General features: G+C 60.3%; 14 protein-coding genes. 7 read left to right on the forward strand and 7 right to left on the reverse strand.

Features of this window, described 5'->3' with window-relative positions; translation table 11 throughout:
• Positions 1-46: 46 nt before the first annotated feature.
• Genes plsX through GY33_RS0106795 form a run of 3 tightly spaced genes read right to left on the reverse strand, consistent with a single transcriptional unit; the run spans position 47 to position 1,990 of the window.
• Positions 47-1,219, reverse strand: coding sequence for a phosphate acyltransferase PlsX (gene plsX / locus GY33_RS0106785; protein ID WP_084184881.1), 1,173 nt, complete (start codon positions 1,217-1,219; stop codon positions 47-49).
• Entirely contained in the window at positions 1,206-1,397 is a 192-nt protein-coding gene (gene rpmF / locus GY33_RS0106790; RefSeq protein WP_031386610.1) for a 50S ribosomal protein L32, read from the reverse strand. The genes plsX and rpmF overlap by 14 nt, the downstream gene beginning before the upstream one ends.
• Before the next feature lie 50 nt (positions 1,398-1,447).
• Complete coding sequence (locus GY33_RS0106795; RefSeq protein WP_031386611.1) at positions 1,448-1,990, reverse strand: YceD family protein; 543 nt, start codon at positions 1,988-1,990, stop codon at positions 1,448-1,450.
• A gap of 286 nt (positions 1,991-2,276) precedes the next feature.
• On the opposite strand from GY33_RS0106795, the gene rpmB reads away from it, so the two are divergent.
• Positions 2,277-2,492, forward strand: a complete 216-nt coding sequence (rpmB, locus tag GY33_RS0106800; RefSeq protein WP_031386612.1) for a 50S ribosomal protein L28 — start codon at positions 2,277-2,279, stop codon at positions 2,490-2,492.
• A gap of 93 nt (positions 2,493-2,585) precedes the next feature.
• Here the strand turns inward: rpmB and gltX are convergent, their stop codons facing one another.
• Together gltX and GY33_RS0106810 are read right to left on the reverse strand one after the other, a co-directional pair.
• Positions 2,586-4,010: a glutamate--tRNA ligase gene (gltX, locus tag GY33_RS0106805; RefSeq protein ID WP_031386613.1), complete on the reverse strand. Its 1,425-nt coding sequence runs from the start codon at positions 4,008-4,010 to the stop codon at positions 2,586-2,588.
• 71 nt (positions 4,011-4,081) lie between these two features.
• Entirely contained in the window at positions 4,082-4,303 is a 222-nt protein-coding gene (locus tag GY33_RS0106810; RefSeq protein WP_031386614.1) for a NifU family protein, read from the reverse strand.
• Between the two features lie 193 nt (positions 4,304-4,496).
• Between GY33_RS0106810 and GY33_RS0106815 the strand changes: the two genes are divergently transcribed.
• From GY33_RS0106815 to GY33_RS0106830, 4 genes are all read left to right on the forward strand, one after another.
• Positions 4,497-4,775 (forward strand): ArsR/SmtB family transcription factor, encoded by a 279-nt coding sequence (locus tag GY33_RS0106815; RefSeq protein WP_031386615.1) that lies wholly within the window; start codon positions 4,497-4,499, stop codon positions 4,773-4,775.
• Entirely contained in the window at positions 4,772-5,950 is a 1,179-nt protein-coding gene (gene hgcA, locus GY33_RS0106820) for a mercury methylation corrinoid protein HgcA (protein WP_268746633.1), read from the forward strand. The genes GY33_RS0106815 and hgcA overlap by 4 nt, the downstream gene beginning before the upstream one ends.
• An 11-nt stretch (positions 5,951-5,961) precedes the next feature.
• On the forward strand, positions 5,962-6,237 hold the full coding sequence (gene hgcB, locus GY33_RS0106825) for a mercury methylation ferredoxin HgcB (RefSeq protein WP_031386617.1): 276 nt from the start codon (positions 5,962-5,964) through the stop codon (positions 6,235-6,237).
• 85 nt (positions 6,238-6,322) lie between these two features.
• The gene (locus GY33_RS0106830; RefSeq protein WP_084184883.1) at positions 6,323-7,348 is read left to right on the forward strand and encodes an ATP-grasp domain-containing protein; all 1,026 of its coding nucleotides are present in this window, start codon (positions 6,323-6,325) and stop codon (positions 7,346-7,348) included.
• A gap of 62 nt (positions 7,349-7,410) precedes the next feature.
• Here the strand turns inward: GY33_RS0106830 and GY33_RS20940 are convergent, their stop codons facing one another.
• Complete coding sequence (locus GY33_RS20940; RefSeq protein WP_152555114.1) at positions 7,411-7,869, reverse strand: hypothetical protein; 459 nt, start codon at positions 7,867-7,869, stop codon at positions 7,411-7,413.
• Between the two features lie 38 nt (positions 7,870-7,907).
• On the opposite strand from GY33_RS20940, the gene GY33_RS0106840 reads away from it, so the two are divergent.
• Both GY33_RS0106840 and GY33_RS0106855 read left to right on the forward strand, forming a co-directional pair.
• The gene (locus GY33_RS0106840) at positions 7,908-9,014 is read left to right on the forward strand and encodes a lipid II:glycine glycyltransferase FemX (RefSeq protein WP_031386620.1); all 1,107 of its coding nucleotides are present in this window, start codon (positions 7,908-7,910) and stop codon (positions 9,012-9,014) included.
• Between the two features lie 580 nt (positions 9,015-9,594).
• Entirely contained in the window at positions 9,595-10,554 is a 960-nt protein-coding gene (locus GY33_RS0106855; protein ID WP_031386622.1) for a radical SAM protein, read from the forward strand.
• A 15-nt stretch (positions 10,555-10,569) separates the two neighbouring features.
• Here the strand turns inward: GY33_RS0106855 and GY33_RS0106860 are convergent, their stop codons facing one another.
• Positions 10,570-12,321: a DEAD/DEAH box helicase gene (locus GY33_RS0106860; RefSeq protein ID WP_084184885.1), complete on the reverse strand. Its 1,752-nt coding sequence runs from the start codon at positions 12,319-12,321 to the stop codon at positions 10,570-10,572.
• Between the last annotated feature and the right edge of the window lie 39 nt (positions 12,322-12,360).

A 12,360-nucleotide genomic window follows, 5' to 3' on the forward strand; every position in this document is an offset into this window, starting at 1 on the left:
AGAGTGACAGCAGGCTGAAGCTTTTCGAAAGGATATACAGAGGGCATCAATTGACCACGCCGGGAGCTTCTTGCCCGAACTCACGTTCCGAGCCTTGACGCACAGGTAAACCCTTGGCCGACGGCTGTTCCGAGGCCTGATCGGCGACCCGACTCAAAAGGCCTTTCCCGTTGCTCGATGAGGCTGAACCAGCCCGGCTGAAATGGACCAGATCCCGATTCACGGCAAGCTCTTGCGACAAATGGTCGTTGGAACGATTCCGCACAAAGGTCGCGGCCATGTGTATCGCGCTGGCCAGGGCCTTGGCGTTGGAGGCGCCGTGACAGACGATACCTATACCCTTCAGACCCAGCAGAGGCGCACCACCGTACTCGGCGTAGTCGATGCGCCGGGAAAAACGCCGCAAGGCACCCTTGGCGAACAGGCACCCGCATTTGGACCAAAAACCGGCCAAGAGTTCCCGCTTCAGCAACCGGCCCAAAGAAACGGCCAAGCCTTCACTCAATTTTAGAACCACGTTGCCCACGAACCCGTCGCAGACCACCACGTCCACGTCTCCGGTGAACACGTCCCGGCCTTCGACGTTCCCCTTGAAGTTCAGGGAGGATTTGCGCAACAGATCAAAAGCCAGCTTGACCTGGGAATTGCCCTTGCCCTCTTCCTCGCCGATGCTCATCAACCCGACCCGGGGCTTGGGGACTCCCAGCACGGACCTGGCCAGAACATCGGCCATCAAGGCGAACTGCAAGAGGTTGTGCGGCTTGCAGTCCACGTTGGCGCCCACGTCGATGAGCACCATGGGCTTTTTTTCCGTAGGCAGGATTCCGGCCAGGGCTGGACGATCAATGCCGTCGATTCTGCCCAGAATGAACATGCCGCAAGCCAGGGTCGCCCCGGAATTGCCCGCGCTGACCACCCCGTCGGCCCGCCCTTCCTTGACCAGTCGGAAGGCCACCTGCACCGAGCTGTCCTTCTTCCGACGCAGGGCGTCCGAAGGCTTGTCCTGCATCTCAATGACCTGCTCGGCGTGCACCACTTCCACGTCGGCATCCGTCGCCTTCGCGGCGGCGAGTTCCGCGCGAATTTCCGGCTCGCGCCCCACCAGGATCACCCTGATGTCTTGCGTGGCCAACGCGTCCAGCGCGCCGCGGATCACGACCGAGGGACCGAAATCGCCCCCCATGGCATCCACGGCGATGCAGGGTTTATTTCCCGGCATCCGGCTCCTGGACGGCGATACGTTTCACACCCTTGTAAGTTCCGCAAGCGGAACAGATCCGGTGGGACCGCGTCAATTCGCCGCACTCGCAGTAAATGGGGTTAGGGATGGCGACGGCGTCGTGGGACCGACGCATGCCTCGCTTGGAACGAGAAGTTTTCTTCTTGGGAAGTGCCATGGATGGTATCCTTAAATGAATTAGGGGGTTATAGTTTATGAATTAGGGGTTTAGGAAAGTTTCATGGAGCGAAAGGCGGCCAAGCGTGGGTCGCTCCCGGAGGCGGCGCACCGACATTCGTCGAGGTTCTTGTTCGCCCCGCATCCGGCGCAGATCCCGCGACACAAAACCTTACACAACGGCTTCTCCGGCAGGGCCAACTGGAACTGTTCCCAAAGGAACCCGGCCACGTCCAGGTAGTGCAGGCCATCTTTGACCACCACCCACCATACATCGGCAGGCCCATCGCTTGAGGCATCGTCCTGGGAGTCGCCGCCGGGATAAGCCTCGAACTCGTGAAACTCGGCCGTCACGGGATAGGTGAATTCCTCAACGCATCGATCACAAGACAGAACCAGTGAACCGCGCAGCGTTCCCTCCACCGTGCAGCCGTCCGCGTGCGGGACGACGTGGATCACCGCTGAAAACGGTTCGGAAATCCGATACGGCAGATGAAACTCCGCGATGGGGTCGGCCCAAATACGCTGTTCATCAAAAGAAAACTCCCGGCCGTCGACCGGGAGATTTGTGGTCTCGACAAGCAGTTCAATCATCTCTCTCTCCCAAAAGGGACCTCGTATCTCTTCCCTGGTCCGTATGTCAAGAAATCTCTTGCCAAAGAAACCAAGTCCGGCTAATACGGTCGATTCCGTTTTTGCGAATGCGCGATGTCCGCGGCTTGCTCCACTCCGCCCCCAAGTAATCTGAGAAGATATTCCGGGGCGGCAGGCGGGACGCGGCAGCCCACGCTTCTTCTGATTCACCGTCCATCATGCGCTTCAGCTCCACCCCAAGGCACATGGAGACGAGCACATGTCAACCTTTTTGAGGAGTACGAACATGTCCCAAGTATGCGACATCTGCGGGAAACGCCCCCACACCGGAAACAGTGTCAGCCACGCCAACAACAAAACCAAAAGGCGTTTCATGCCCAACCTGCAGCAGGTCCGGGCGCAAATGCCTAGCGGCGAAACCCGGCGCCTGAAGGTTTGCACCCGCTGCATCCGCTCGGATGCCGTGGTTAAGCCCGTTGCGCGGCAAGCAGCCGAAGCCTAGTTTTATCGATGAATACCGTGCTGAAAAAGGGCGACCCGCAGGTCGCCCTTTTTTGTCGCGTGTCATTTTTTCAAGGCCACGTCTCCGGCCTGATTATGAAACAGCTCCCTCTCGCTCCGCCCTGGCCAGTCTCCGAAGCACGCGGTCCTTCCCCAGGACTTCCATAATTTCATAAATCCCCGGACTTTTCGTCTTTCCGGTCAACGCCACCCGCAAGGGCTGAGCCAGCACCTTGAACGCCACACCCCGGTCTTCAAGATATTTGTGGAACAGCGCCTCCAACTCCTGCTGCCCAAAGCTCGACGTCCCGGATAAAAGGTCACGCAATCGACCGAAATGCTCCCTGGCCTCGGGCGTCAAAAACTTGCTCACAGCGGCCTGATCCATGGGCAAGGCCTCGTCCTCCACCACGAAAAATTCCGCCATCTCCGCCATTTCGACCATAGTCCCGGCCCGAGGCCGCAGCAAAGGAACAATGGTTCGCAAATAGGCCTCGTCCCACCTGTCCGGCCCGTCCGGCCCGTCCAGTCCGCGCCGCGCCAGATGGTCGGCCAAAAGAGCCGCCACCCGGTCCTCAGGCTCGCTTTTAATGTAGTGGTTGTTCAGCCAGAGCAGTTTGCTCTGATCAAAAACACAGGCCGCGGAGCCCAGGTGATCCAGGCTGAACTTCTCCAGCAACTCTTCCAGGCTGAAAATTTCCTGATCCCCGTGGGACCAGCCCAGCCGAACCAGGTAGTTGACCATGGCCTCGGGCAGATAGCCCATGTCCCGGTAGACCGTCACCGACGTGGCTCCGTGGCGCTTGCTCAATTTTTTCTTGTCCGGCCCCAGGATCATGGGCACGTGGGCGAACAGCGGCAAGTCGCGTCCCAGGGCCTCGTACAGGAGGACCTGCTTGGGCGTATTGCTTAAGTGATCGTCGCCGCGGATGATATGGGTCATGCCCATGGTCACGTCGTCCACCACCACGGCCAAGTTGTAGGTCGGCATGCCGTCCACCCGACGCAGGATCATGTCGTCCAACTGGGTGTTGGGCACCGCCACCGGCCCCTTGACCAAGTCCCGGAATTGAGTTTCCCCGTCCACGGGGGTCTTGAACCGGACCACCCGCCCCGGCCCGGCCTCCAACCCCTTGTCGCGGCACCGACCGTCGTATTTGGGTACGGCTCCAACGGCCCGGGCCGCGACGCGCATGGCCTCCACCTCTTCCGGAGTGCAGGAACAAAAATAAGCGTGTCCGGCCTCCAGCAACTGATCAATATGCTGATTGTACAAATCCACCCGTTGGCTCTGAAAGTACGGCCCTTCATCCCAATCCAGCCCCAGCCAGCGCATCCCGTCCAGAATGCCTTGAGTCATCTCCTCGGTGGACCTGGCCACGTCCGTGTCTTCGATACGCAAAATGAACTTCCCGCCGTTCTTGCGCGCCCAAAGCCAATTGAACAAAGCCGTTCGCGCCCCGCCCACATGGAGATGCCCGGTGGGACTGGGCGGAAATCGCGTAATAACCTGGGTCATTGCCTGCTCCTTATGCAAGTAAGTGCGGGTCGAAGCCCGCCGAAAATCTGTTATTTTATTCCGATAGCCCGTTAAGCCGCCTGAACCGACCGGATCTCGGGCAGTTCCTTCAAGATGGTCTTTTCCACGGCGTTTTTAAGAGTTACTTGCGACATGGGGCATTCTTTGCAGGCCCCCGTCAAACGCACAGTGACCACAGCGTCCGCCGAGACGTCCACCAGTTCCACATCCCCGCCGTCTCGTTGCAAATGCGGTCTGATCGTCTCCAGCACCGCCAGGACCTTTTCTCGCATCATGTTCTCCTTTTCTCCCCCCAAGGGCGGGCAAGCCGCCAACAAACCAATAAATATAACGGGTGAACCCCAACCCGTCAAACCTGCAAGGGAAAACGATTCTCGAAGCTATGCAACGGATCACTTCGCGATGATGAATTGACGTTCCCCCGTCCTATCGTATATTAACGATAAAACGATTCGGGGAGTCCCCATGACCGATGTTCAGATCATTGCCCAATGTTGCAAGGCCCTGGGCCACCCGGCCCGGGTGACCATCCTGCGCCACCTGTTGCAAGCAGACCGATGCGTTTGCGGCGAACTCGTGAACATCCTGCCCTTGGCTCAATCCACGGTCAGCCAGCACCTGAAGCTGCTCAAGGACGCCGGGTTGATCCAGGGTGAAATCGACGGACCACGTATCTGTTACTGCGTGGACAAATCACGCCTGACGCTGTTCAAGAACCTCATCGCCAAGCTGGAAGCCTCATGAAACCACTGCAGCCCCTGCCCATGGCCCCGCCCATGCCTGATATGCCGACTCCGGGCCTTTCTGGCTTCGCCGTGCCAAGAACTGATTCAGGCGCCGCCGCTTGCTGAGGCCCGCCACCGGCTCCTGGTGCAGGGGTCGACGATCTGCCGGGCTATCGCATCGAGCCCTATGTGGACGGGTTCATCGCCGTCCCGCCGGGACGCGTTCCTCGCGTCAGGGTCCGCCCCACGATTTGGGACCGCCTTGGCGACTGTAGGGCCCGGCTGGGACTGGATCGCAACAACTATACCGTCAATCCGGGGCTCTACGCCGTCGGCGACCCGTCCCCCGATGCCCCGGTCATTGTCACGGCCAACTACAAGCTGACCTTCGACACGGTCCGTTTCGCCTTGCGCGGTCGGAACGCCTGGTTGCTGGTGACGGACACCCGGGGCATCAACGTCTGGTGCGCCGGCGGCAAAGGGTCCTTCAACGCCGAAGCCGTCGCCCTCCAGGTACGCAAGGCCGGCCTGGACCGCGTGGTGTCCCATCGCCGCCTGATCCTGCCCCAACTGGCCGCCAACGGCGTCCGGCTCCGGGACGTGCGCAAGGCCACGGGATTCGAAGCCGTCCTGGGACCGATCCGAGCCGAAGATCTGCCGCGTTTTCTGGATCAAGGTCCCGACGAGGCCATGCGGGAAGTCACCTTTACCTTTAGGGAACGGCTTGCCGTGGTGCCCGTTGAGCTGGTCCTGGGCTGGAAGATGATTCTCGCGGTCCTGGCCGCGGCGGCGGTGCTGGGTCTTATTGGGACGGAGTTTGCCCCTGAGGCCGTTTTCCAGCGCTGGGCCGTAGCCGCGACGGCCACCCTTTTCGGCCTGCTGGGCGGAACGGTGGCCTTTCCGTTGCTGCTGCCCCGGCTGCCCACCCGCCTCTTTTCCCTGGCCGGAGCCGGCCTGGGACTTATCCCGGCCCTGGCCCTGCCGTTGCTCTTCCCGGCTCCGGCTTGGCCCGTCCTGGTGGGAGCTGGGTTGTGGACCATGACCCTGTCCGCTTGGACGGCGCTGAACTTTACCGGCTCCACGCCCTTCACGTCGCCTTCCGGCGTGGAAAAGGAAATGCGGGCGGCCATCCCCATCCTCGCCGGCTCCACGGTGTTGTCCGTGATCTGCTTTATCTGGGGAAACCTTCAGTGAGGACGCATGCCATGAAGCGATTCCATCATCTTCAAAACGTGGCCACATTGACGTATGACCGTGATAAGTGCGTGGGCTGCGGCCTCTGCGTCACGGTCTGCCCGCACCGCGTCTTTACGCTGCAAAACGACAAAGCCCACGTCCAGGACCGCGAAGCCTGCATGGAATGCGGAGCCTGCGCCCTGAACTGCCCCACCCAGGCCGTGATCGTGACGCCCGGCGTCGGCTGCGCCTCGTACATCATTCAAACCTGGCTCCCGAAAAGCAGCGCTCCCCAATGCTGTTGAAACGCCGCGGCCCGCCGCCGGAGCTTCAGAAACAACCGTGATCCAACCCTCTGAAGCCACAACCCTCTATCCCTCAAGACGAAAAATGCCCCCCGCACCCCACCACCCCATGGCCGACGTGGCCCTCCTGACTGAGAGCCGCTACGCCTGCGATGACGCGACCCCGGACGACTGGTATCTGCGCAACATTCTGCGCGACGACGAGCTGCTGCAAAACGCCCTCACGAAACTCGGACTCTCCTCGGTCCGACTGGACTGGTCCGCCCCGGACGTGGATTGGTCAACGTTTCGCTGCATCGTCTTTCGGACGACATGGGACTACTTCGACCGGATAGCGGAATTCAGCGCATGGTTACACCTCGCCCAAACCCAGACCCGCCTGTGCAACGCTCCGGAAACCATCTGGTGGAACCTGGACAAACACTATCTCGCCGATTTGGAGACACGAGACGTTCCAGTAGTTCCGTTCCGACTTCTCGAACCCGACGCCCCCCAAAGCCTGCACGGCCTGCTCGAAGCGGTCGGATGGGAAGAGGCCGTGCTCAAACCCTGTGTTTCCGGTGGAGCGCGCCACACCTACCGGATTCAGCGCGACACCGCCGACGCGATTCAGGAACGGGTCCGTCCGCTCCTCGCCGCCGAATCCTTCCTGCTCCAACCGTTCATCCGTGACGTGGTCCGAACCGGCGAGGACACGGTGATGGTCGTCAACGGCCGCGTCACCCATGCCGTGCGCAAGATCCCCAAGGCGGGCGACTTCCGGGTCCAGGACGATCACGGCGGCACGGTCCACCCCCTCGACCCGACACAAGAGCACGTGGAATTGGCCCAACGCGCCATGGCCGCCTGCGAACCGGCCCCGAGTTACGGGCGGGTGGACATGGTCCGCGACGACAACGGAAAGCTGGTTGTCATGGAACTGGAACTCATCGAACCCGAACTCTGGCTGCGCGAATACCCTCCGGCCGCCGAGGAATTCGCCCGAGCCATCGCTGGGGTCGCCACTCGGCCCGTCCCCGAAAACACACCATTACTGAGTGTTGAAAAAGTCCTATTTCGACAGTCCGTTCAAAAACCCCAAGTGCAAGAAGCAAAAAAAGTTCAAGGTTGAAAAGTATTTCTTCATACGTGAGAGTTTGAACTTTTTGCAGCGACGCAGCAATTGGGAGTTTTTCAACTGACTGGCAACCAACGCGAGAGCCCAGCCGTATGCATGAAGAAGACCACGAGACCATCGACCGGATCATGTCCGAAATACAATGCCCGAAAGATTTCCGGTGCAAGAAACAAGACTTTCAGGATATCTGCAAGGCAAAAGATTTCGGGTTGGACGGCTACCTCAAATGCCGCGAGGACGCCCCCTTGGATTGCGCATTCGCCCTGTCCTTCGGACATGACTACTTCTGTCGCTGTCCCTTGCGCGTTTTTTTGGCGAAGAGACTCAATAAATGAACCACATTTGCCAATGGCTTTGAAATCAGATATCAGCGCCTCGTTTGCCCCTTGAGGCATCCTTGGAAAGCCTTGCCTCGCAAGGCCGCCAGGCCCCTCCCAACAAGGCAAAAGCAAAGGGTTTCGACCGAAAGGCCGAAACCCTTTTTCTTTGTTCTCGCGGCCCTGGGCCGCTTTCATTCAACCATTCAACCGTCCATATGGAACCCGGAACCGCCATGTCCGTTCGCCTCGCTCCCAAAAAAATCCAGTCCCTATTGCCCACGGACATCCTGTTCCAGTCCGACTACTGGGCCCATGTCAAATCCCGTCTGGGATGCAGGCCCGTGGCCTTCGACATCCTTTCCCCGGAGCCGACCTTCAACCCGGCTCGGGACATTGGCCGGGACAATCGCGGCGACGTCCTCGTCCTGCTCCAGCCCGTGGGTCGCAACAATCTGGGGGCCTTCGTGCCCCAGGGACCGGAACACGCTCCGTCCGGAGATCATCGCGGCCAGTACCTTGAAGAGCTTTCCGAAGCGCTGATCCGCCATCTGGACCCTTCCGTGGCCTTCATCCGCTACGATCTGCCCTGGGAGTCCCGATACGCGCCGGAAATGCACGCCAAGAGTTGGACCGCCTTTCCAGAGCCGCGCATCCGGGAAATGCGCATGAACATCGGCACCAAGCACTGGAACCTGCGCAAAGCGGAAATGGACATGACCGTGGCCAGTTCACTGGTCGTGGATATCGGTCGAGCGGAAGAGGAAATTCTGGCCGGGATGAAGGCGAAGACCCGCTACAATATCGGTTTGGCCCGGCGCAAGGGCGTCACCGTGACCCCGGCCTCCATGGACAAGCTGCCCACGTTTTACGACCTGTACCGCCAGACCGCCAAGCGCAACGGATTCCCCTCCTGCGATTATCGCCACTTCGCGGCGCTGTTCCAGGCCCACGCCCAAAAATCCGACACTTCGGAACTGCATTTCCTGCTGGCCGGACATGGAAACGACCTGCTGGCCGGAGCGATCGTCGCCGTTTCCGGGAACAACGCGGTTTTCCTGCACGGCGCCTCCGCCACGCCCAACAGGACGTTCATGGGCTCGTACGCCCTGCACTGGTCCGCCATGCGGCTGGCCAGGAGCCGAGGCTGCACCCGCTACGACATGGGGGCGGTCTCGCCCGGGGCCGCGCCGGACCATCCCTTTTACGGATTGTACCGCTTCAAGACCGGATTTGGCGGGACCATCGAACTGCGCAGCGGCTCTTGGGACTATCCGCTGAACGAAGACGTTTATAACGCGTATCGCAACGCGGACACGCTTTCCCGAGACAACGGCCTGTAACCGCGTGGCTCCATTCACTCGCTCTTCCCGCCATCACGAAAAAAAGCCCGCGCCCTGAGACGGTATCCGTTCCAGAGCGCGGGCTTTTTTAACGCATCATCCACGACAAGCTTTGCGATGTTTCCGGAAAAAAATCAGCCGATGGGATTGATCGTCGCAAACGTTTCGTGAAGACCAATCTCCATCAAAATATCAGCATAGCGTAAATATCCATCAACCCGAACAAGGCGAATAGGCTGAGACCGATGATCCACGCTTCGAGGGAGAGAGCGATTTTTCTGAAGATGAACATGACTGAAAAACCTCTTTTGAATTGATTCACGGATGCGACGGCCAGTGAACGGAAGGTTGTCGGACATCGGCTCGGGACAAAGCATCCCGGGAAAAAGCCGCTGAAATCAAGCCTCATGTTTCCTTGTCTTTTCCCCGCCTTTGGCCTCGTCGTCAAGTCCCTGTTCCACGGCGCTTTCTTCAGTTTTATGTGGGTTCAGGGCGAAATCAAGGCCAAGTTCGTGACATCCGCGCCATCCCTGGGTAGCTTTTTAAACGTGTAGCGTGACAGCAACCCAAGGAGGACGGTATGACCAGAAAGCCGGAAGCCGGATATCTCCGACTCAACGCCGATGGAGAACTGCGGCGCCGTGCCGCCGAGGCGCTGAAGACGCTTTGCTCCTGCACTGCATGCCCCAGACGGTGCAGGGTGAATCGACTCGATGGGAAATTGGGCTTTTGCCGGGTCGGTCGCTGGGCCAAGGTCGCCAGCTACAGCCCGCACTTTGGGGAGGAGGAACCGCTGGTGGGCAACGGTGGGTCCGGAACGATCTTTTTCGCTCAGTGCAACCTGGCCTGCGTATTTTGCCAGAACCACGACATCAGCCACCACGGAGATGACGCTCCAGAGGCAAGCCCGGAACAGTTGGCCGCCGTCATGATGGAATTGCAGGGCCAAGGCGTCCACAACATCAATTTCGTCACCCCGTCCCACGTCGTGCCCCAGATCCTCGAAGCCCTGGTCATCGCCGCGGACCAAGGGCTGCGTTTGCCCCTGGTCTACAATTCCAGCGGATACGACAGCCTGGAGACGCTGCGTCGGCTCGACGGCGTGATGGACATCTATATGCCCGATGCCAAATTCTTTGCCCCGGATGCGGCCAAAACATACTGCCATGCCGAGGATTATCCGGAGCGGGCCAAAGCGGCCCTCAAGGAAATGCACCGCCAAGTGGGAGATATGGAACTGGACGACCGGGGCGTCGCCGTCCGAGGCCTGCTGGTCAGGCACCTGGTCATGCCCGGAAATCTGGCCGGGACGGCCAAGTGGATGGATTTTCTGGCCGCGGAAATCTCACCGAACACCTACATGAACATCATGGACCAGTACCGGCCGTGCGGCGATGCAAGCGCGTTCCCGGAGCTGCGCCGCCCGCTCATGGCCGAGGAGTTCGACCAAGCCCTGAAAGCCGCAGCCCTAGCCGGGATCACCCGCCTGGACCAGCGTCGGACGAACCTGGCCGAGCGCCTTTGGCGGGCACTGCTGTAAACGCGCCAGCCGCGCTTACCTGTCCCAGTTTTGCGAGTTCGGCCGCTTGGCCCGGAACGGACGGACCGTGGCCGGCCGCTTGCGCATGGAGCGCTGGTCGTCGTCCGCGCGTCCACCCTCCGAAACTTCCTTGACCTCGATTCGCAGCCCCCGAATCTGGTTGCCGTCCATCACCCGCACCACGTCCCTGGCGAATTCCGTGGGGACTTCCACGAAGCAGCGGCTGTCCTGCATCACGATCTTGCCGATCTGCCGTCCTGAAAGACCGGTTTCGCCGGCAATGGCCCCGACCACGTCCCGCACTTCCACCTGTTGATTGCGACCGACGTTGAGCATCAGCCGGGTCATGCCCTGTTGCGGTCCGCTCTCCCGAAAACCGGGCCCAGGGCGATTCCGGTCCCGATCCCGATCCCGTTCTCCGGGCCGACCGCGCGACGGCTCGTTGAACAGCAGCGCATCGTCTTGTTCTTCCCTGGGCGGTCCCATGAGTATTTTCAGCATCGCCGCGGCCATGTCCAGGGAAGAGACCTGTTCATTCTCCAAAAAGTGCTCCACAACCCTCACTTGATTTTCAAGCCCTCCCTGAGCCATGCTCTCTCGTATCCCGCTCAGGAACTTATCGGTTTTGGCCTGCTCCACGTCGCCCACGCTGGGTACGCTGCGCTGAACCATCTTGGCCTTGGTAAACCGCTGGATGTCCCGCAACTTGTAGAACTCCCGGCCCGAGGCAAAGGTGAAGGCCCTTCCGGTCCGTCCGGCCCGGCCCGTTCGCCCGATGCGGTGGACGTAGTACTCCACGTCGCTTGGAATATCGAAATTGAAGACAGCTTCAACATCGTCCACGTCGATGCCCCTGGCGGCCACGTCCGTGGCGACCAGGATCTCCACGTTGCCCGACCGGAACTTGCCCATCACCCGGTCGCGCTGCACCTGGTTCATGTCCCCGTGCAGCCCCTCGGACATGTACCCCCGGGCCTGAAGGTGCTCCACAATCTGGTCCACGCCCCGCTTGGTGTTGGAAAAGACGATGCTCAGCTTGGGGTTGAACACGTCGATGATCCGACACATGGCCTCCAGCCGCGAGCCCCGGGGCACCTCGTAGAAAAACTGCTCAACGTTCGGCACGGTGAGCACTTTTTGGGATACCTTGGCCAGCAGCCGGTCAGTCTGGTACGTGTCCGCCAGGCGCAAAATCTCCGACGGCATGGTCGCGGAAAAGAGCACGGTCTGCCGATTGGCGGGCACGGTCTGAAGGATCAGCTCGATGTCTTCCCGGAAACCCATGTCCAGCATCTCGTCCGCCTCGTCCAGGACCGCGATTCGGACCTTGTCCAGCTTGATGGTCCCCCGGTCCATATGGTCCATGACCCGGCCCGGGGTGCCGATGATCACTTGCGCCCCCTGGCGCAGCACCCGGATCTGCCGATCAATAGGCTGCCCTCCGTAGACCGGAAGCACGGTGATCCCTTTGCGGTATTTGGCCAGGGTGTTCAGCTCCTCGGCCACCTGGATGGCCAGTTCCCGGGTCGGACAGAGCACGATGCCCTGGATGTCCCGACTCGTGGGGTCAACCTTTTCCAAAACCGGGATGCCGAAGGCCACGGTTTTCCCCGTTCCGGTCTGGGCCTGGCCGATGACGTCCCGGCCCTGCATCAGCATGGGGATGGCCAAGGCCTGAATGGGCGACGGCTCCTCAAACCCCATGTCCTGAATGGCCTTCAGTGTTTCCTCGGAGAGATTCAGTTCTTCAAAACGTTCGATTGTCATGGTCAGTATTCCTTTTGGGTTCTTGGCTTGGGAGCCGTG

This window comes from Desulfonatronum thiodismutans, assembly GCF_000717475.1.
In the GTDB taxonomy this organism is placed as follows: Bacteria; Desulfobacterota; Desulfovibrionia; order Desulfovibrionales; family Desulfonatronaceae; genus Desulfonatronum; species Desulfonatronum thiodismutans.

Coding starts and splice junctions, on each gene's coding strand:
- plsX (WP_084184881.1), bottom strand. CDS start 1,219: ATGCCGGGAAATAAACCCTGCATCGCCGTGGATGCCATGGGGGGCGAT.
- rpmF (WP_031386610.1), bottom strand. CDS start 1,397: ATGGCACTTCCCAAGAAGAAAACTTCTCGTTCCAAGCGAGGCATGCGT.
- GY33_RS0106795 (WP_031386611.1), bottom strand. CDS start 1,990: ATGATTGAACTGCTTGTCGAGACCACAAATCTCCCGGTCGACGGCCGG.
- rpmB (WP_031386612.1), top strand. CDS start 2,277: ATGTCCCAAGTATGCGACATCTGCGGGAAACGCCCCCACACCGGAAAC.
- gltX (WP_031386613.1), bottom strand. CDS start 4,010: ATGACCCAGGTTATTACGCGATTTCCGCCCAGTCCCACCGGGCATCTC.
- GY33_RS0106810 (WP_031386614.1), bottom strand. CDS start 4,303: ATGCGAGAAAAGGTCCTGGCGGTGCTGGAGACGATCAGACCGCATTTG.
- GY33_RS0106815 (WP_031386615.1), top strand. CDS start 4,497: ATGACCGATGTTCAGATCATTGCCCAATGTTGCAAGGCCCTGGGCCAC.
- hgcB (WP_031386617.1), top strand. CDS start 5,962: ATGAAGCGATTCCATCATCTTCAAAACGTGGCCACATTGACGTATGAC.
- GY33_RS0106830 (WP_084184883.1), top strand. CDS start 6,323: ATGCCCCCCGCACCCCACCACCCCATGGCCGACGTGGCCCTCCTGACT.
- GY33_RS20940 (WP_152555114.1), bottom strand. CDS start 7,869: ATGAAAGCGGCCCAGGGCCGCGAGAACAAAGAAAAAGGGTTTCGGCCT.
- GY33_RS0106840 (WP_031386620.1), top strand. CDS start 7,908: ATGTCCGTTCGCCTCGCTCCCAAAAAAATCCAGTCCCTATTGCCCACG.
- GY33_RS0106855 (WP_031386622.1), top strand. CDS start 9,595: ATGACCAGAAAGCCGGAAGCCGGATATCTCCGACTCAACGCCGATGGA.
- GY33_RS0106860 (WP_084184885.1), bottom strand. CDS start 12,321: ATGACAATCGAACGTTTTGAAGAACTGAATCTCTCCGAGGAAACACTG.